The 19,285-nt window shown below is 66.6% G+C and carries 16 protein-coding genes and 1 tRNA gene; 6 read left to right on the forward strand and 11 right to left on the reverse strand.

The window, feature by feature from the left end; translation table 11 throughout:
• Positions 1 to 12: 12 nt before the first annotated feature.
• From ACUH78_RS16035 to ACUH78_RS16065, 7 genes are all read right to left on the reverse strand, one after another.
• Positions 13 to 1,149: an acyl-CoA dehydrogenase family protein gene (locus ACUH78_RS16035; protein ID WP_418363746.1), complete on the reverse strand. Its 1,137-nt coding sequence runs from the start codon at positions 1,147 to 1,149 to the stop codon at positions 13 to 15.
• A 150-nt stretch (positions 1,150 to 1,299) separates the two neighbouring features.
• Positions 1,300 to 3,150: an AMP-dependent synthetase/ligase gene (locus tag ACUH78_RS16040; protein ID WP_418363747.1), complete on the reverse strand. Its 1,851-nt coding sequence runs from the start codon at positions 3,148 to 3,150 to the stop codon at positions 1,300 to 1,302.
• Positions 3,151 to 3,158: 8 nt separating this feature from the next.
• Positions 3,159 to 3,971 carry an ABC transporter ATP-binding protein gene (locus tag ACUH78_RS16045; protein ID WP_418363748.1) on the reverse strand — a complete coding sequence of 271 codons (813 nt, stop codon included), beginning with the start codon at positions 3,969 to 3,971 and terminating at the stop codon, positions 3,159 to 3,161.
• A gap of 3 nt (positions 3,972 to 3,974) precedes the next feature.
• Positions 3,975 to 5,144, reverse strand: coding sequence for an ABC transporter substrate-binding protein (locus ACUH78_RS16050; protein WP_418363749.1), 1,170 nt, complete (start codon positions 5,142 to 5,144; stop codon positions 3,975 to 3,977).
• Positions 5,145 to 5,193: 49 nt separating this feature from the next.
• Positions 5,194 to 6,234 carry a branched-chain amino acid ABC transporter permease gene (locus tag ACUH78_RS16055; protein WP_418363750.1) on the reverse strand — a complete coding sequence of 347 codons (1,041 nt, stop codon included), beginning with the start codon at positions 6,232 to 6,234 and terminating at the stop codon, positions 5,194 to 5,196.
• Entirely contained in the window at positions 6,234 to 7,118 is an 885-nt protein-coding gene (locus tag ACUH78_RS16060) for a branched-chain amino acid ABC transporter permease (protein WP_418363751.1), read from the reverse strand. Before ACUH78_RS16060 ends, ACUH78_RS16055 begins: the two co-directional genes overlap by 1 nt.
• A gap of 1 nt (position 7,119) precedes the next feature.
• Positions 7,120 to 7,953, reverse strand: a complete 834-nt coding sequence (locus ACUH78_RS16065) for an ABC transporter ATP-binding protein (RefSeq protein WP_418363752.1) — start codon at positions 7,951 to 7,953, stop codon at positions 7,120 to 7,122.
• A gap of 248 nt (positions 7,954 to 8,201) precedes the next feature.
• On the opposite strand from ACUH78_RS16065, the gene ACUH78_RS16070 reads away from it, so the two are divergent.
• The 4 genes from ACUH78_RS16070 to ACUH78_RS16085 all read left to right on the forward strand — a co-directional run bounded on the left by ACUH78_RS16070 (position 8,202) and on the right by ACUH78_RS16085 (position 11,879).
• Positions 8,202 to 9,227 (forward strand): AraC family transcriptional regulator, encoded by a 1,026-nt coding sequence (locus ACUH78_RS16070; protein WP_418363753.1) that lies wholly within the window; start codon positions 8,202 to 8,204, stop codon positions 9,225 to 9,227.
• Between the two features lie 92 nt (positions 9,228 to 9,319).
• The gene (locus tag ACUH78_RS16075) at positions 9,320 to 10,153 is read left to right on the forward strand and encodes a class I SAM-dependent methyltransferase (RefSeq protein ID WP_418363754.1); all 834 of its coding nucleotides are present in this window, start codon (positions 9,320 to 9,322) and stop codon (positions 10,151 to 10,153) included.
• Between the two features lie 150 nt (positions 10,154 to 10,303).
• On the forward strand, positions 10,304 to 10,609 hold the full coding sequence (locus ACUH78_RS16080; protein ID WP_418363755.1) for a monooxygenase: 306 nt from the start codon (positions 10,304 to 10,306) through the stop codon (positions 10,607 to 10,609).
• A gap of 91 nt (positions 10,610 to 10,700) precedes the next feature.
• Positions 10,701 to 11,879 (forward strand): multidrug effflux MFS transporter, encoded by a 1,179-nt coding sequence (locus ACUH78_RS16085; RefSeq protein ID WP_445333988.1) that lies wholly within the window; start codon positions 10,701 to 10,703, stop codon positions 11,877 to 11,879.
• Positions 11,880 to 11,904: 25 nt separating this feature from the next.
• Here the strand turns inward: ACUH78_RS16085 and ACUH78_RS16090 are convergent, their stop codons facing one another.
• Both ACUH78_RS16090 and ACUH78_RS16095 read right to left on the reverse strand, forming a co-directional pair.
• On the reverse strand, positions 11,905 to 13,689 hold the full coding sequence (locus tag ACUH78_RS16090) for a putative bifunctional diguanylate cyclase/phosphodiesterase (protein ID WP_418363757.1): 1,785 nt from the start codon (positions 13,687 to 13,689) through the stop codon (positions 11,905 to 11,907).
• Positions 13,686 to 15,956 (reverse strand): sensor histidine kinase, encoded by a 2,271-nt coding sequence (locus ACUH78_RS16095; protein ID WP_435751461.1) that lies wholly within the window; start codon positions 15,954 to 15,956, stop codon positions 13,686 to 13,688. The genes ACUH78_RS16090 and ACUH78_RS16095 overlap by 4 nt, the downstream gene beginning before the upstream one ends.
• A 428-nt stretch (positions 15,957 to 16,384) precedes the next feature.
• Between ACUH78_RS16095 and ACUH78_RS16100 the strand changes: the two genes are divergently transcribed.
• Together ACUH78_RS16100 and ACUH78_RS16105 are read left to right on the forward strand one after the other, a co-directional pair.
• Positions 16,385 to 18,019, forward strand: coding sequence for a methyl-accepting chemotaxis protein (locus ACUH78_RS16100; RefSeq protein ID WP_418363759.1), 1,635 nt, complete (start codon positions 16,385 to 16,387; stop codon positions 18,017 to 18,019).
• 182 nt (positions 18,020 to 18,201) lie between these two features.
• A complete protein-coding gene (locus ACUH78_RS16105) occupies positions 18,202 to 18,933 on the forward strand; it encodes a pentapeptide repeat-containing protein (protein ID WP_418363760.1) in 732 nt (243 codons plus the stop codon).
• 17 nt (positions 18,934 to 18,950) lie between these two features.
• Here ACUH78_RS16105 and ACUH78_RS16110 read toward each other — a convergent pair.
• Positions 18,951 to 19,047 (reverse strand) — tRNA-Sec (locus ACUH78_RS16110).
• A 54-nt stretch (positions 19,048 to 19,101) separates the two neighbouring features.
• A partial coding sequence (locus ACUH78_RS16115; RefSeq protein WP_445333989.1) for a SelB domain-containing protein occupies positions 19,102 to 19,285 on the reverse strand: 184 nt, incomplete at its 5' end.

The raw sequence follows: 19,285 nt of genomic DNA on the forward strand, positions 1-19,285 counted from the left end.
GGGTCCTCGGGTTCAGGCCCGCTGCAGTTCGCGGGCGATGATGTTGCGCTGGATCTCGCTGGTGCCTTCGTAGATCTGCAGCACCTTGGCGTCGCGGAAGAGCTTTTCCACCGGGTATTCGGTCGAGTAGCCCATGCCGCCGAAAATCTGCACCGCCTCGGTCGCCGCCCACATCGCGGCATCGGCGGCGAAGGCCTTGGCGATCGAGGCCTCGATCGTGTTCGGCCTGCCCTGGTCGAGCAGCCAGGCCGACTGGTAGGTAAGCAGGCGCGCGGCCTCGAGCTTCATGCGCATCTCGGCCAGCTTGTGCGCCACGGCCTGGTGGTCGATCAGGCGCCGGCCCATACTGCTGCGCTGAGTGGCGTAGGCGAGCGACTCGTCGAGGCAGCGCTCGATGAGGCCGACGCCGAAGGCGGCCACCATCGGCCGCGAGTGGTCAAACACCGCCATCGCCAGCGCGAAGCCGCCGCCCTCCTCACCGAGGCGGTGATCCTCGGGCACGAACACCTGATCCAGGAAGACCTCACAGGTGGGCGAACAGCGTTGACCGAGCTTGCCCAGCGGCTCACCCACCGTCAGACCCGCACTGGCACGCGGGACGATGAAGGCCGTCATGCCACGATGTCCGGCATCCGGTGCGGTCTTGGCGAAAACGACGAGAAATTCGGCCAGGTTGGCGTTGGAAATCCAGATCTTGCTTCCGGTGAGGCGATAACCGCCCTCCACCCGCTCGGCGCGGGTCCGCACGCCGGCAACGTCGGAGCCCGCGCCCGGCTCGGTCATGGCGAAGCTCGCGAGCGCGCCGTTGGCAGCCGCGCGCAGATAACGATCACGCTGCATCTGGCTGCCGGCGATCGCAATCGGCTCGGTGGCCAGCGCATTCACGCACAGGGCAGTGCCGATCCCCAGACAGCCGCGGCAGAAGGCTTCGGTAACCAGCACCAGTTCGAGGCAGCCCAGACCGCCCCCACCCACCGCCTCGGGCAGGTTGATCCCCAGCAGGCCGAGTTCCTGAGCGCGCTGATGCACCTCGACCGGGAAGGCCTTGCTGGCATCGGCCTCGGCTGCGCGCGGCACGATCTCGCGCTCGGCGAAGCGGCGGGCGAGATCGCGGATCTCGCGCTGCTCCGCATTCAGTTGGAAATCCATGATGTCTCCGGCGCGGCGACCCCGGGCAGGCAGCGCCGCGCACAACAGGCTCCGGCGTGCCCGCGCACGCCGCGCCGAAAAGAAGGGAAAACGTCGTCGAAAACCCCGGGGACTCAGCCCGGTGGCGCACCCGCACGCGCCGGGGAGTGGTCACGCATGGGCGGCCTCTCCCCGGTACATGGCTTCGATCACGTCGGCATAGGTCTTGTAGATGCTGGAACGGCGCACCTTCATCGTCGCGGTCACCTCGCCGTCGTCGTGGTCCAGTTCCTTGGTCAGCAGGTGGAAGCGGCGGATGTGCGAGACCTGCGCGAGCTGGCCATTGCCGCGTGCGATCTCGGCGTCGATCAGCGCGCGCACCTCCGGGTGCTCGACCAGCGAGCGGAAGTGGGTGAAGGGGATCTGGCGGCCCTCTGCCCACTTCGCCACCGTCTCGTAGTCGATCTGGATCAGGGCGGAGACGAACTTGCGCCCGTCGGCGACGACGATGCACTCCTTGATATAGGGGCTGGCCTTCATCGTCTTCTCGATCTCGGACGGCGTCAGGTTCTTGCCGCCGGCGGTGATCATGATGTCCTTCAGGCGATCGACGATGTAGAGCTGGCCGTCGCGCGCCTCGACCACGTCGCCGGTGTGCAGCCAGCCGTCGCGGATGCTGTCGGCGGTCGCCTCCGGGTTCTTGTAGTAGCCGGCGAACACCATCTCGCCCCGGATCAGCAGTTCGCCGCGCTCGCCGATCCGGTGCTCGACACCGAGGATCGGCGTGCCGACCGAGCCGAAGCGGGCCGCATCCAGCGGCTGGCCGGTGATCATGCCGGTCGATTCGGTCAGGCCATAGACCTCCACCAGCGGCACGCCCAGCGTGCGGAAGAACTGCACCACCGCGGGCGGGATCGGCGCGGCGCCGGTCAGCGCCACCTGCGCCCGGCGCAGGCCGATGAAGTTCTGCAGCGCGCGCAGGATGAGCCAGTACCAGAAGGCGTAGCTCAGGCGCTCGCCCGCGGTGCGCTGCGCCGCCGCCTTGTGCGCGAAGGGCGCGCAGGCGGCCATCGCGCGGTCGAACAGCCAGCGCTGCAGCGGACCGCTCTCCTGCATCTTGATGCTGATCGCCGAGTGCAGCTTTTCCCAGATGCGCGGCACGCCCAGGAACATCGTCGGCGCGATCTCGCGCAGGTCTTCCTGCACGGTGCGGATCGACTCGCCGAAGGCCACCGTGGAGCCCAGGTAGATCGGGCAGAAGGTGGTCAGCATCTGCTCGGCGACGTGGCACAGCGGCAGGTAGGACAGATGGCTGGTGTCCGCCGACAGGCCCAGGCGATCGGCGATGCCGGGCGCCACGCCGCGGATGTTGGCGTAGCTGATCATCGCGCCCTTGGGTTTGCCGGTGGAGCCCGAGGTGTAGATCATCAGCGCGATGTCCTCGAGCCGCTGCGTCGCCAGCGTCTCCTCCACCAGGTGACGGTGGGTGGCCTCGTATTCGACCCCGAGCGTCTCCAGGTCGGCGAAGGACAGGATGCGGTCGCGCACACGCTCATCGGCGTTGCGCAGGCCCTTGGTCTCCATCACCACGATGGCGCGCAGATGGGGCAGCTGGTCGAGCGCCTCGACCACCTTGTCGGTCTGCTCCTGGTCCTCGCACACCACCACCTCGACGTCGGCGTGGTTCAGCACGTAGGCCACCTCGGGCGCCGGGCTGGTGGGATAGACACCGACCGCGATGCCGCCGACCAGGCCGCAGCCCATCTGCGTCAGCACCCATTCGATGCGGTTCTCGGCGAGCACGCCGACGTGGCCGCCGGCGGACAGGCCGAGCGCACGCAGCCCCAGGCCGACATGGCCGGCGCGGCGGTAGTAGTCGTCCCAGGAAATGCCCTGCCAGATGCCGAAATCCTTCTGGCGGATGGCGATGCGTGCTGGATGCTGCCTTGCCTGCTCGCGCAGCATCTGCGGCAGGGTCAGCCTGGGAAGCGGATTGACTTCGGGGTTCTTGCTCATGGCCATCCTCTCGCTCACGACAGCCAGCGCTTGCGGCGCTTGTAGTGCTTGATGTCGCGGAAGCTCTTCATCTCGCCGTGCCCGCCCATGCCGAGGTAGAACTCGCGCACGTCCTGGTCGGCGGCCAGGCGTTCGGCCGGGCCGTCGGTGACGACCTTGCCGTTCTCCATGATGTAGCCGTAGTGCGCCACCGCCAGCGCCACCGAGGCGTTCTGCTCCACCAGCAGCATCGACACCTTCTGCTCGGCGTTGATGCGGGCGATGATCTGGAAGATGTTCTCCACCAGCAGCGGCGCCAGGCCCAGCGAGGGTTCGTCGAGCAGGATCAGCTTGGGCCGCGCGATCAGCGCACGACCGATCGCCAGCATCTGCTGCTCGCCGCCCGACAGGTAGCCCGCCAGGCCGTTGCGGCGCTCGTACAGGCGCGGGAAGTACTCGTAGACGAGGTCGTAGTCGGCCTTCGCGCCGCTGCGCCCGGTGAGCGCATAGGTCGCGGAGACGAGGTTTTCCTCCACGGTCAGGTCCTCGAACACGCGGCGCCCTTCCATTACGTGGAAGAGCCCCGCGCGCACGAGTTCGTGCGGCTTGGAACCCGCCAGCGGCTTGCCTTCGAAGCGGATCTCGCCGCGCGTCAGCTCGCCGTTCTCCAGCCCCAGCAGGCCGGACACGGTCTTGAGCGTGGTGCTCTTGCCCGCGCCGTTGGAGCCGAGCAGTGCGACGATCTGCCCACGCGGCACCGACAGCGACAGGCCACGCAGCACCTGCACCGCCTTGTTGTAGATCACCTCGATGTTGTTCACCTCGAGGACGGATTCGGCCGCACTCATCGCTTACTCCAGCACGATCCAGTCGGAGGCCGGCACCATGCGCTTGGCCTTGGTGTCGGCGCGGTAGATGCGGCCGACCGGGATGGTGTTGCCACGAATGGTGATGGGCACGCCGATCAGGCCGCCGGTGTCGAAGTTCTCGATCGAGTTCAGCGCCGCCTTGAAGTTGGCCGCGGTCATCTCCTTGCCCGCGGCGATCGTGCGCCGGGCAGATTCGGCGTAGAGCATGGCGGACAGGAAGCCCTGGATGTAGGGCACGTTCTGGTACTCCGGCCGCATCGCGCGGATCTTCTCCAGCATGGGCGCCGGGGTGGAGTCATCGTAGTAATAGCTGTAAGGCATCACCCCCATGAAGCCCTCGGCGACGTCGCCCATCTGCATGACCGTCGAGTTGTCCATCGTCCAGAAGGTGCCCATGAACTTGGTGTCCAGGCCGAGCTGGCGCGCCTGGCCGATGAACTCCGGGATCGGGCCGAGGATGTAGCCGTGGAAGATGATGAAGTCCGGCCTCGCCCGGCGCATCTTCGCCATCTCGGTCGACACATCGACCGCGCCCGGCGGGGTCATGATCTCGATGGCAACGTTGAGCCCCAACTCCTTCGCGACGCCGCGGCTGCTCTCGATCGGGTCGCGGCCGAACTCGGTGTCGGAATAGACGAAAGCCACCTTGGCGCCCGGTTTTTCCTTGGCAATGTAGCGCAGCAGGATGCCGAACTGCTGGGTGTAGTCGGGGCCAGCGATGAACTGGTAGGGGTACTTCTTCGGGTCGTTCAGCTCCGTGGCGAAGGAAGCACCCGACATGATCATCGTGCCGGCGCGGTCGAGCTCGGGGTTGATGGTCTTGCTGAAGGCGGTGGAGTCGCCGTAGTAGAAATTCACCTTGTTCTGGCTGGTGATCTTCTTGAACGCGGCCACCGACTGGTCGACCTTGTAGGCGCTGTCCTCGGGCACATAGCGCAGCTTGTGGCCCTCGATGCCACCGGCGTCGTTGACCATCTTCACGTAGTCCTGGATGCCGGCGTGGATGCCGATGCCGGCGAAGGCGAACACGCCGCTCATCGGGATCGAGCCGCCGATGACGATTTCCTTGTCTGCCGCCTGGACCCCGGGCATGCCTGCGGTGGCTGCCAGGACCGCGGTGGCCAGCAGGCTCTTGAGTACGGTTCTTCTCATGCTTGTCTCCTTCTCTTTATGTGTGGTGATGCGATGAGGCGAGGAAAACTCAGGCCCGGAACGGCCAGAGGTGGAAGAAACGGCGGATGCGGCGCCAGATTTCCTGCAGGCCGAGCGGCTCGAACACGAGGAAGCCGACGATCAGCGCGCCGAACACGATGGTGCGCACCGGCGACAGGATCAGCGTGGCGTCGGCCGACAGCGGCAGCCAGCCGACGATGAGCTTGAGGGCCTCGGGCACCATGGTCATGAAGACCGCGCCGAGGATGGCGCCGAGGATGGTGCCCATGCCGCCAACGATGACCGCGGCGAGGAAGAAGATCGACATGATCAGCGGGAAGCTCTCCGGCGTGACCACGCGGAAGAAGTAGGCCCACATGCCGCCCGCCACCCCGGCATAGAAGGACGACAGGCCGAAGGACAGCAGCTTGTAGCGCAGCAGCGGGATGCCCAGCACCTCGGCCGAGATGTCGCGGTCGCGGATCGCGATGAAGGCGCGGCCGATACGGGTGCGGAACAGGTTGGCAGCACCCAGCACCATCAGGATGGTGATCGGCACGAACAGCCAGTACAGGCGGAACGAGGTGTCGAAGCTGAGGCCGAGGATCTCCGCCGGCGCCACCGTGATGCCGGCATGGCCGCCAGTGACCGAATGCCAGTTGGCGAACACGAAGTGCAGCACCACCGACGCGGCGATGGTGGCGATCGCCAGGTACAGGCCCTTGACCCGCAGCGAGGGCAGGCCCACCACCAGCCCGCCGAGCATCGCGACGAAGCCGCCGGCGAGCAGGTTGAGCAGCACCGGCGTACCAAGCTTCTGCTCCAGCGCCGCCACCGTGTAGGCGCCGATGCCCATGAAGGCGGCCTGCCCCAGGCTCACCAGCCCGGTGTAGCCGGTGAGGATGTTGAGCCCGGTGGTGCTGGCGATGTTGATCGCCACCAGGCAGGCGAGGTAGAGCCAGTACTCGTCGGCGAAGAAGGGGAAGCCGAGCAGCGCGACGGCGAGGACGGCCAGCCAGGCGTACTGGGTGCGGCTGTCGAACAGCGACTCGTCGTGGCGGTAACTGGAGCGTGCGGTTCCGATGCGCATTACAACCTCTCGATTTCATGGGTGCCGAACAGGCCGTAGGGACGGACCAGCAGCACGACGATCAGGATCATGAAGGTGGCCAGCAGCTTGAACTCGCCGCCGAGGAAGCCCCCCGCAAGGGATTCGACGACGCCGATGAAGAGGCCGGCGACCAGTGCGCCGAGCACGCTGTCCAGCCCGCCGACGATCACCACCACCAGCACCGACAGGCCGAACACCCCCATGGTCGAGGAGATGCCGCCCACCGCGCCGACGATGACGCCGGCGACGGCCGCGATCATTGCCGCCACCGTCCAGGACAGCGAGAACACCTTGGGCACGTTGATGCCCATCGAGTAGGCCGCCTGCTGGTCCGAGGCCGTTGCCCGCAGCGCCACGCCGCCGCGCCAGAAGCGGAACACCGCCAGCGCCACCCCGATCAGCACCGCCGCGACGAGGAAGCCGTAGAACACCTTGGGCGGCACGAAGGCCTCGCCGATCATCACCGGCGTGCTCGGCATGAACTCCGGCAGCCGGCGCGGCTCCGAGGTCCAGATCAGCTCGACCACGCCGACCAGGATGGACGCGAGGCCCACCGTGACCATGAACACCGAGATCGGCGACTCGCCCAGCATCGGCCGGATCGCCACCCGCTCGAGCAGCGCACCCGCCACGCCACTGCCGATCACCGCAACCAGGATCGCCAGCCACATCGGCATGTTCATCGCCGTGGCGAGACCGAAGCACAGGTAGGCACCGATCATCAGCATCTCGCCGATCGCCAGGTTCACCACTCGTGTGGCCTTGTAGATCATCACGAAAGCGAGGCCGGTCAGTGCGTACAGGCCGCCGGCGCCGAGGCCGGCCAGCACGATCTCGGCCAGGAAAAGCCAGTCGAATTCCATCTCAGGCTCCCACTGCAAGAGGTTGATGGAGGCGCTGGCGCAACTCGGAGACGTCACCCGAACCCAGGTAGGCCTTGATCACTTCCGGGTTGGCCTGCACCTCGGCCGGCGTGCCGTCGGCGATGACCTGGCCGAAGTTGAGCACCACGACGTGGTCCGACAGGTCCATGACCATGCCCATGTCGTGCTCCACCATCAGCACGGTCACGCCCCACTCCTCGCGCACGTCGAGGATGAAGCGCGCCATGTCCTCGGTCTCCTCGCGGTTCATGCCGGCGACCGGTTCATCCAGCATCAGCACCTTGGGTCGCATCGCCAGCGCGCGCGCCATCTCCACCCGCTTCTGCAGGCCGTAGGACAGCACCGACACCGGCATGTGGCGGATGTGGTCGATCTCCAGGAAGTCGATGATGCGTTCCTCGACCTCCTGGCGCAGCTTCATTTCCTCGTGCCGCGCACGGCCGAAGTAGAACAGCGCGTCGAGCACGTTGGTGCGCAGGTGGGCATGGCGACCGAGCTTGATGTTGTCGAGCACGGTCATGCCGCGGAACAGCGCGATGTTCTGGAAGCTGCGCGCCAGACCCAGCTTCGCGCGCTCGGGCGGCCGGGTGGCGGTGATGTCCTCGCCCTGGAAGCGGATGCGCCCCGTCGAGGGTTTGTAGAAACCGGAGATCGTGTTGAACAGCGAAGTCTTGCCCGCGCCGTTCGGACCGATGACGGTGGTGATGGACCCCGGAGCGACTTCGAAGCCCACATCGGTCAGCGCCTTGATGCCGCCGAACGACAACGTGAGCCCCTCGACCTCGAGGATCGGATTGGCCTTGCCTGGATGCACCTTGTCTCCTCCTGCCAGCCGCCTCTTGCCGGACGGACTGCGCGTGCTGTGCTTTAATTGCCAGCGAACGCGAACCTTTTGGGGATCGCGAGCCGCCGGCTTGGGCATTAATCTTTTTTCTGCCGCTATTTGCAGGCCATACTAGGCAGTACGGGCCTGGTTGTGGATGGCAGAACCGGCCGATCGATTGACATTTCCTGCCACTTGATCGAGACATCCCGACCTCGCACTGCAGCATCGCAAGCGCCATGACCGAACGCCTGAACGCCCCCGCCGTCACCGTGCCGATCCGCATGATCGGCCAGCTACTCGACCGCCTCGTCGAACACCGGCCGCTGGCGCTCGACTGCATCGGCCGTGCCGGCATCGCCCCGGCGCTGCTCCAGCAGGACTCGGCTCGTGTCACGGTGGAACAGTTCGCACTGTTCTACCGCACGCTCGCCATCGAGCTCGACGACGAAACGCCGGGCATGTTCTCGCGGCCCCTGCGCGCGGGCACGCTCAAGTTCCTGTGCCTCGGCATGCTGGACGCCGCCAACCTGCGCGTCGCCCTGCACCGGTTCTGCTGGTTCTTCCGCCTGGTGCTGGACGACCTGCATTACGAGATGGGCGAGGAGGACGGACTGACGCGCATCACCTTGGTCGAGCGCACCGACCTCGGCCGCCACCGGATGCTGATCCTGGAGCTGATGCTGATGCTGGTGCAGGGAATCGCGTCGTGGATGATCGAGCGCAAACTGCTGTTCGCAAGGGTGGATCTGAACTACCCCGCCCCAGCGCATGCCGGCGAGTACATCAACATGTACGCCGGCCCGGCGCGCTTCGACCAGGCGCTTACCGCACTGCACATCGAGCCGGCCTTCATGGACGCGCCGATCCGCCAGGACAAGGCCTCGCTATCGGCCTTCCTGCGCAAGGCGCCGATGGACTGGATCCACGTCTCGGTCAGCGAACGCCTGTTCACCCACCGCGTGCGCGACCTGCTGGAAGCCGGGCTAGGCCGTCCGCAGACGGTGGAGGACGTGGCGCGCGCCATGCACATCTCGCCACGCACGCTGGCACGCCGGCTAGACGCCGAGGGCACGCACTTCCAGGCGGTCAAGGACGCCCTTCGGCGCGACGTGGCCATCGCCCGCATCTCGCGGACCGACGAACCGATCGCCAGCATCGGCGCCGACCTCGGCTTCGACGATCCGGCCGCTTTCAACCGCGCCTTCAAGCAATGGACCGGGACGCCGCCGGGCAGCTATCGGCGCGCGCGCGCCAAAGTCTGAGCGCTCGTCCGCGCAGAAACCACACTTGGTACGCGCCCGGCGTCAGGGTACATTCGGCCCATCCTCCCGGCCTCCTCCTTCTCTTCCAGTCCATGACCGCCCAGCACCCCGAGATCCGCCCCGACCAATCCATCGAGCTGCTCAAGCAGCTCCATATCCTCACCCGCGACGGCAAGCTCAACCAGGACAGCCGGCGCAAGCTCAAGCAGGTCTATCACCTCTACCAGTTCATCGAGCCGCTGCTGGCCGAAGCGCTGGCCGAGCACCCCGACCTGCAGCTGGTGGACCACGGCGCGGGCAAGTCCTACCTCGGTTTCATCCTGTACGACCTGTTCTTCAAGCAGCACGCGCCGGGCGGGCGCATCCACGGCATCGAGACGCGCGACGAGCTGGTGACGAGCTCGCGCCGGCTGGCGGACAAGCTCGGGTTCTCTGCGGGCATGCGCTTCCAGAACCTCAGCGTGGCCGAATCGATCGACTCGGACCGCCTGCCCGGGCGCATCGACATCGTCACCGCGCTGCACGCCTGCAACACCGCCACCGACGACGCGATCCGCTTCGCGCTGCACAAGGGCGCACGCGCCATCGTGCTCGTGCCCTGCTGCCAGGCCGAGGTTGCCGCGGTGCTGCGCAAGCACAAGCAGCAGGCACTGCGCCACCCGATCGCAGAGCTGTGGCGGCACCCGATCCACACGCGCGAATTCGGCAGCCACCTCACCAACGTGCTGCGCTGCCTGCAGCTCGAGGCACACGGCTACGAGGTCACCGTCACCGAACTCGTTGGCTGGGAGCACTCGATGAAGAACGAACTGATCATCGCGCGCCATCAGCCCGACCGGCCGCGCAAACGCGCTGCCGAACGCCTCACCGAGCTGCTCGGCACCTTCGGCCTCGACGAACTCTCCGAACGCTTCTTCACCGCCTGAGGGCGATCTGCGCGACACCCCGGCCGGCCCAGTTGCGCCCCTGGAGGCGCGCTGGTGTCACAGGGCGGGAATCCTCCACCTGATACACTGCGAACGTCCGGCCGGCAGAGAAGCGCTACGCCGGCCACATACACTTACACGGAGGTATTCATGGCTGTCCTGCTGCAGGTTGACTTCCCTTTCAACGGCCCCTGGGGCGAAGAGATGAGCACGGGCATGCGCGATCTTGCGGCCTCCATTGCCGGGGAGCCTGGCCTGTCCTGGAAGATCTGGACCGAGAACCGCGACACTGGCGAGGCGGGCGGGATCTACCTCTTCGAAGACCGCGCCAGCGCCGAGGCCTACCTCGACATGCACCGTGCACGCCTGCTTGGTTTCGGCGTACCGACGGTCAACGCCAAACTTTTCGAGGTCAACGTTCCCCTTTCGCAGATCGATCGCGCCCCGCTGGTCTGAAGAGGTTTACGACTTCCTTCGGCGCGACGAGCACCCTGTGGGTCGCCGGACCCGATGCCTGACCGAGCCCCCTGAACGTGAAATACGACCCATGGCGGTGACGCCCTCCTCCCTGCTCGCAGCGCTCATCGTCGCGCTGACCGCCCTCGGCCCGCTGTCCACCGACTTTTATCTGCCCTCGCTGCCCGCGATCGCAGATGCGCTCGGCACCGACAGCGCCGGGGTGCAGCTTACGCTGTCGGTGTACCTGCTCGGCTTCGGCACCGGCCAGCTCGTCATCGGGCCACTGTCCGACCGCTACGGCCGGCGCCCGGTGCTGCTGTGGGGTATGGCAGTCTTCCTCGTCGCGTCCGCAGCCTGCGCGTTCGCGCATTCACTCGAGGCGCTCGTGGCAGCCCGCCTGCTGCAGGCACTGGGCGCCTGCACGGGGCCGGTACTCGGACGCGCGGTGGTGCGTGACGTGTATGGCCCGCAGGAGTCGGCCAGGGTGCTCTCACACGTCTCCACGGCCACTGCGCTGGCGCCACTGCTCGCGCCCATGCTCGGCGGCTGGCTCACCTCGGGCTTCGGCTGGCGCGCGACATTCGTCGTGCTCACGCTCTACGCGGCACTGCTGATCGTGCTGCTGTGGCGCGCACTGCAGGAAACCAACGCCCACCCCGACCCGCAGGCCCTGCAACCTGCCCGCATGCTGGCCAACTACCGTACGCTGCTGGCGGACCCAAACTACCGCACCGCGCTGCTGGTGGGCTGCGGCGCATTCGCGGCGCTGTTCGCCTTCATCTCGGGCTCGCCATTCGTCTACATCGGCCTGTACGGCATGAGCCCGGAGCAGATGGGCCTTGCCTTCGGCGTGAACGTGACCGGCTTCATGCTCGGCACCATCCTCTCCGCACGCCTGTCGCGCCGCATCGGCCCTGCGCGGCTGATGCGCCACGGCGTGCTGCTCGGCGCGGTGAGTGGCACCTTGCTCGCCGGACTCGCACTTGCCGGCGTGGTCCACCCTGCGGCGGTCATGGTGCCGATGTGGGGCGTCACCGCGGCGATCGGACTCACCCTGCCCAACGCCACCGCCCTTGGCCTGGCCGGCTACCCGAAGATGGCGGGGGCAGCTGCTTCGCTGATGGGTTTTGTGCAGATGGGCCTGGGCGCAGGCGCAGGCATGGTGGTCGGCCATGGCGTGCAGGACAGTGCCTTGCCGCTGGCGCTGATGGTGGCGGGCGCGATGCTGTTCAGCCTGCTGGTGTGGGCGCTCGGACCGAGGCGCTGACGCGCGGCGCCTTCGGCGGAGATCGTCAGCCCGCTGTCCCGAACGCCCCAAACCCGCTCGCCACGGCGCGCAGCAGCGCCTCCTCCGCAAGCGGCGGCGCAAACAGGAAGCCCTGCACGACATCGCACCCCATGTGCGCGAGGCGTTCGAGTTGCTCCACGTTCTCGACCCCCTCGGCCACGGTAAGGAAGCCGAAGTGCCGCGCCATGTCGATCACTGTGCCCGTCAGGCGCTGGTCCTGCGGGTTGGTGTGCAGGTCGCGGATGAAGGCACGATCGATCTTGAGTACCGACACCGGCAGCGCCTTGAGGTAAGCGAGCGAGGAGTAACCCGTGCCGAAGTCGTCGATCGCAATGCCGAACCCGGTGCGCGCAAGCGTCTCGAGCTGCGTCATGGCCAGCGCCATGTCCTGCATCAGGCCCGACTCGGTGACCTCGATCTCGAGCAGGGCGGGCGGCACACCGCGCGCCTGCGCAGCCGCGATGATTTCGTGGGCGAACTCGGGGCGCATCAGCTGCACGCTGGCGACGTTGACCGCGAGGCTGAAGTCCGGCGGCACCACCGCCTGCCGACGCCAGCGCGCGAGCAGATCCATCGCCTCGTGCATCACCCATGCGCCGATCGCGACGATCTCGCCGCTGGCCTCCGCGAGCGGAATGAACTCCGCCGGTGACACCGGGCCGAACTCGGCGCTGTTCCAGCGCAGCAGCGCCTCGGCCCCGCACACCGTACGCGTCTTCAGGTCGACCTTGGGCTGACAGGCGAGGTGGAGTTCTCCGCGCGCGATCGCGTGGCGCAGGGCGTGGGCCATGCGCGTGCGACGGCGGAGCGCCTCCTCGAGCTCGGCCGAGTAGGCCTGACACAAGCCGTCACGCGCAGGCAGCGCCAGCGCCGCCCTGCGGATCCAGTGCTCCGCGGACCCCGCGGCGGCGCCTGCGCTGCGACCTATGCTGGCGCGCAACTGCAGGCTCATGTCTTCCACCTCGAAGGGCGTGGCGAAATGCTCGAGCACGGTCTCGCCAAGCGCCCCATGCGCATCATCACTGCCGGCGTGATCCGTCAGCAGCACCCACTCGGAGCTGTTCCAGACCCCCAGCATCGCGTCTGCGTCCGCCTGCAAGGGGCGCAGGCGCTGAGCGAGCTGCATGCCGAGCCGGTCGGAGATGACGTAACCATGCAGGCGTGCGATGTCATCCAGCCCACCGATGGCGATGAACAGCACACCGGGATTGCGACCCTCCGCCAGCAGACGTTCGGCATGCTCGAGCAAGGCGCGGCGGTTGGGCAGCCCCGTCACAGGGTCCTCGCGCGAGAGCGCCTCAAGTGCGCGCGTGCGCTCCTTCACCAGCCCCTCGAGCAGCACGGCGCGCTGCGAACGCTCCTTGATCAGCCAGTGCCGGTCCAGGGTATTGTGTATGCGCTGCAGAACCTCGACATGGTCGAAGGGCTTGATCAGAAAGTCCTGCGCCCCGAGTTCCAGCGCGCGGTGGCGTGTTTCCTCGTCGATCTGCGCGGTGAGCACGATCACCGCCGGCGCCTGTTCACGCGGCAACGCGCGCAGCCGCTCCATGATCTCCAGTCCGCTCAGCCAGGGCATGCGCACGTCAAGCAGGATCAGGTCCGGGCACTGGCGCTGCACGCGGGCTTCCACCCGCCGCGGATCGGTCATGCCCTCGAGCCGGTCATAACCTTGGTCCTCGAGCAGCCCGATCAGGAGCTCTACATTGGCCAGGTTGTCATCGACGACGAGGATGTCGGCGTCTGCGTAGCGTTCCTTGAACGGCATGGATTCCTCGCTGAGATTCGTCATTTCACCGCGTCCGCATGCGTGCCCTGCCGCCCCCTGGGCACTCCAGGTGTATCGGGTGAGCGTTCGTCCCCGAGGTCGGCGGCCGGCAGCTCGAACCAGAACGCGCTCCCCTCGCCCTCCACGCTTTCCACGCCGATCTCGCCCCCCATCAGGTGCACGAGCTTGCGGGTCAGCGCAAGGCCAACGCCCGTTCCTTCCACCTCGCCCGACTCCGCACCGAGCCGGTTGAACGGCTGGAACAGCTCCCCGAGCTTGTCCGCCTCGATCCCCATTCCGGTGTCGCGCACGCCAATCCGCACCAGCGGCCCGGTGCGCACGCACTCCACCCACACCTGCCCCTCCGGCCGGTTGTACTTGATGGCGTTGCTGAGCAGGTTGATCAGCACCTGCTTGAGCCGCACGTAATCGGCCTGCACCTGCAGCGGGCAGGCCTCTGGGGCGGGCATGTGCAGCGCGACACCCTGTTGCGCTGCCAGCGGGCGGATGCTCTCCACCGTCTCTTCCAGCACATCGCACAGCGCCACCGGCTCGAGCAAAACCTGCATGTGCCCCGATTCGATACGTGCGAGATCGAGCACCTCATTGATCAGGCTGAGCAGGTGGCGCCCGCTGCGCTCGATGTGCCCGGCGTGGCGAGCCTGTCGCCCGGTCAACGGCTGGCGCCCGTTCTGCAGAAGCTGGGCGAAGCCCAGGATGGCGTTGAGCGGCGTGCGCAGCTCGTGGCTCATCGAAGACAGGAACTCGGTCTTGGCCTGGCTGGCGCGCTCGGCCTGATCGCGCGCGATGCGCAGCTCTTCGGTGAACCGACGCTGTTCATCGAGCTGGCGATAGAGGTTGATGAGCAGCGCGCAGGTCGAGGTGAAAGGCTCCAGCCACTTCACCAGCGCATCGTCGTAGGGCTCTTCGGCATTCGCGATCGCGTACATGCCGATCACCTCGCCGCGGTCGATGATCGGCACGCCGAGGTAGCTGTGCAGCGGCGGGTGCCCGGGGGGCAGGCGCCCACCCCTCGGATCGGTCGCCATGTCGTTGCTGAGCACCACCTTGCCCCCGGCGAACACCTGCCCGAGCATGCCCTGCGGATTGGTCAGCATCATGTCGCCGCTGCTCAGTTGCTGCATCAGCGCGCGCGTCTCGTCGTTCCACGACAGGTCGGTGATGGCGTGGATCTTCAGCGCGGGCAGACCCTCCTTGGGGACCACTTCGCCAATCAGCGCATATCGGCTGCCGGTGAGCGCGCGCAGCGCCTCCTTCAGGAAGCTCCAGAGCGTATTCTGCGAGAGCAGCGCGCGATAGTCGGTCAGACCGCGGTGTAGCACCTCGAGCAGCGCATGCTCGCGCGCCTGGCGCTCGCGCACGGCGTTGATCTCGCGCAGATCGGTGAGAATGCCGATGAACTCCCGCGCCTCGGGCGGGCAATCGGGATCCGCGCAGGCCACTTCGCTCAAGGCCAGCTGAACCGGAATTGCTTCTCCATTGCGGTGAAGGGCTTCGACTTCGCGGGCCTTGCCCAGCAACCGGGTCTTTCCGCTCGCGATGTAGGCCGCGAGATAGCCGTCATGCTCGCTTGCGATCTCAGGCGGCATCAGCATCTTCACGTTCCGCCCGGCAAGCTCGGCCATGCCGTACCCGAGCATGTCCCGAGCGTGCGGGTTGACCTCCTGCATCTGCCCCAAGCCGTCGATGCGCACGATTCCGACGGCCGCACCTTCGTTGATCGTCTGGTAGCGCGCGGTGATGGCGAGCGTCTTGCGCGCTTCCGTGCGCAACTCGTTGGTACGTTGATGCAGGCGAACGAGGTGCTCCACCTGGTCTGCGAGCTGGCGCAGCCGCCCCCGGGCGGTTTCATCGAAGTCGCGCGGCTGGTAGTCGATCAGGCACAGCGTCCCCAACACATGTCCTTCCTCGGAATGTATGGGCGCGCCGGCATAGAACCTCAGGCCCGGATCGCCGGCGACCAGCGGGTTGTCTGCAAAGCGGGGATCCCGCCGGGCGTCCTCCACGACCAGAAGGCTGTCGAGGAACACGACGTGGCTGCAGAACGCGACATCGCGCGGCGTCTCGGTCGCACACAAACCCAGCCGCGATTTGAACCATTGCCGATCGCGATCGACCAAGGACACCAGTACGGTCGGAACGCCGAACAGACCGGCGGCGAGCCGGGTGAGATTGTCGAAGGCCGGTTCGGGAGAGGTATCGAGGATATCGAGCGACTGCAGCGAAGCCAGGCGCGCGGTTTCATTCTCGGGGAAAGGGGCAGACGGCATCCGGGGTCCTGAAGGTGAGCATTTCGGGGCGGCCGAGCGGAAGGTCATCCACCGTCCTCGAAGCCGCGTCCCAGCCCGAAGCCTGCCCGTCTGTGCGAAGAATCCGCGTCACTCTACCAACAAAGCCTGCTTCGGAAGCACCTGGAAGCACCTGAAAGCACCTCGAGAGTGTCTGGGTTCGCAGTATCGAAAGGCGAGCCCCGCGGAGGAAGCCAAACCCGCGCGCAGGCGGATCATCGCGGACAACTTTTCAGCTATATTTGCATTATTCTGCAAAATTCGTCACATATTATTTTCTCAAGTTTGTTTTTGCTGTGCCGAAGATAGACTCGTTAAAGATTTTTCCACTAGCTTTTTCCCTGCCGAACACCGGCAGGAAGAGCGGCTGCAAGCGGTCCGGACGTTCCCAAGATCAATAAGAGAGTTCCATGCGCAACAACCAGCCAGTCACCAACGTCGAAACCCTCCTGCCCGAAAACGAGTTCATCTACTCCCAGACCAACCTGAAGGGCATCATCGTGGAGGCCAACAAGGCCTTCGCGGACATCAGCGGCTTCACCCAGGAGCAGATGGTCGGGCAACCACACAACATCGTCCGCCATCCCGACATGCCTCCCGAGGCCTACGCAGATATGTGGGAGGACCTGAAGGCGGGACGTCCATGGCAGGGGCTGGTCAAGAACCGCCGCAGCGATGGTGGCTTCTACTGGGTGGTGGCGAATGCATCCCCCGTCCGTGAAAACGGCCAGATCGTCGGCTACCAGTCGGTGCGGACCCGCCCCTCGCGCGAACAGGTCGCCGCAGCAGAGGCGGCGTACAAGCGCCTTCGCAGCGGCGATCGCTCCATCCGCATCGAGCACGGACGGGTAATTCCGGCGCGCCTGTCGGTGTGGGCGCGGTTCAACGACGTCCGGGTGCAGACCCTGGGGGGGAGCCTGCTGATGGTGCTGATGGCCGCGCTGCTCGTCCTCGCTCCGCTCGTCGCCGTCCCATTCGAAGGCGACCTGATGCTGGGCCTGGGCGCCCTGGCACTACCCTGGGCGCTGTGGATGCTGTTCGGCAGCATGCCAAAACTGAACCGGGATCTCGTCGCACTGGACGATTTCCTGCGGAAGGTGCTCAGCACCGGAGACCTTCGGCACCGCTTCAGCCTCGCACGTTACGACGCCCTGGGGCGCATCTCACGCAAGACCGATCGCTTCATCTCCTCGGTGCAGGCGACCATTCAGGGCATGGAAGATACCGCTCGGGGCGTCGCGGACGTGTCGGGCGAGGTTCGTTCGGGCGTCGTCATCGTCGACAAGGCCGCACGCAAGCAGGCGGACGCAACCCAGACCGCGGCCGCCGGCATCGAGGAAATCACGGTTTCGATCGCCGAGGTCGCCGAACATGCCTCTTCGACGCACGCTGCGGCGGCGTCGGTGAGCAAGTCGTCCAAGCGCGGTGCAACGCTCTCCGAAGAGGCGGTCCATTCCATCCGGACCCTGGCCGACACCGTCAAGGCCTCGGCCGCGCGGGTGGAGTTGCTCGGCGAGCAGTCGATCGAGATCTCGCGTATCACGGACGTGATCCGCGAGATCGCCGATCAGACGAACCTGCTCGCACTCAACGCGGCCATCGAAGCGGCTCGCGCGGGCGAAGCCGGTCGCGGGTTTGCCGTGGTGGCCGACGAAGTGCGCAAGCTCGCCGAACGCACGACCAAGGCCACGCTCGACATCAGTCAAATGGTGTCCTCGATCAGCGCCGACACCCACCAGGCCGTCGAGGGCATGCGCGCCGGCGCCGTGCACGTTGAAGACAGCGTCAAGCTGGTTGGCCAGGCAGAGGAGGCGCTGCGCGAGATCGACGCGCAGATGTCGCGAACGCTGGAGATGGTCAACGAGATCACGCACTCCTCAAGCGAGCAGCGCAATGCCATGCAGCTGATGGCGCAAAGCGTGGAACAGGTCGCGGACATGACCGACCAGAATGCGAGTGTGGTGAGTCAGACCAGCGCAGCCGTGGAGCGGCTGGACAATTCCGTCGCGCGGATGCGCAAGGCGGTGGGTCAATTCGCCATCTGAGCCCCCTGCAGCGCCCGTGCCCGCCGCAGCCGCCGCCGGCGCTGCGGTCGGCCACAGGCGGGCCTGCAAGCTTCCACTACAGACAAGCGCACATGGGGGCGCGCCAGGTGGGGACGGCGCGCTAGAATGCCGGGCTATCGGCCCTATGGGCCTGCCTGTATCGCTATCGCTGGAGCGCCTCGATGAAAACCCTCTCCGCCGCCCTGCTCATGCTCGCGTCCCTCACCGCGCTGGCCGCGACTCCGCCCAAGGGCGACTGCGCCACGCCAGCACCCCGCCAGGACCTGAGCAACTGCGACTTTTCCGGTCGTGACCTGACCGGCCACGATTTCTCCGGTACGGTGCTGGAGAACACGCGCTTCAACGGCGCACAGCTCAAGGGTTCGCGCTTCGACAAGGCGATGGCGAAGTGGACCAACTTCACTGGCGCGCGCCTGGAGGGCTCGAGCTTTGCCGGCGCAAACCTGTTCCACGCCAAATTCAACGACGCCGACCTCAGCGACGCCAACCTGCAAGGCGCCAACCTGTTCGGCGCCATGCTGGTGGGTACGCGGGCGCCGCGCGCGGATCTTACGGGTGCGTTCATGAAGGACGTGCACATGCCGGGCGCGGACCTCACCGGGGCCAGCCTGCGCAAGATCTATGGGCTACGCTTCATCCTCGACGGCTCGAAGCTGCAGGGCGCGGACCTGTCCGAAGCCGACCTGACGGGCGCCAACCTGGAGGCGGTGGATTTCACCTCGGCCAAGGTGCGCGGCACACGTTTCTCGGGTGCGGTGATCCCGGAAGCGGTGTTCCGCAATGCAGATCTGTCCGACGCAGACTTCAGCCACGCCGATCTGGAAGGCAGCGATTTCGCCGGCGCGCAGAACATGCCCGCCAAGCTCAAGGAACAACTCGACAGCGCGCGCTGAGCGCACGCCGGAGCGGATGGCGGAAGAGAATGGGAGTCGAACCCACCTGGGACCGGCTGACGGCCCCACCTGGTTTTGAAGACCAGTCGCCCCACCGGGGAACGCCTCTCTTCCGTCGTGTCGTGAGCGGATTCTAACCTCGCAGGCCGCGCTTCGGCCGCCTGCGCATCAGTTTTCCCCCCATGCGGGCGGCTCGCCGCGCAGCACGTGCGCAAGGCGGTGTCCCGCGCCGACGCGGCGGGTAAAGCCGACGCGGTCGAAGAACTCCAGGATCTGGATCGCGCGCTTGCGCCCGCCGTAACCGTCCGAGCAACCCCGCCCCCCCGGCGGAGCCGGCGACTTCAGAGATCGA

The organism is Thauera sp. ZXT1-4, assembly GCF_052598215.2.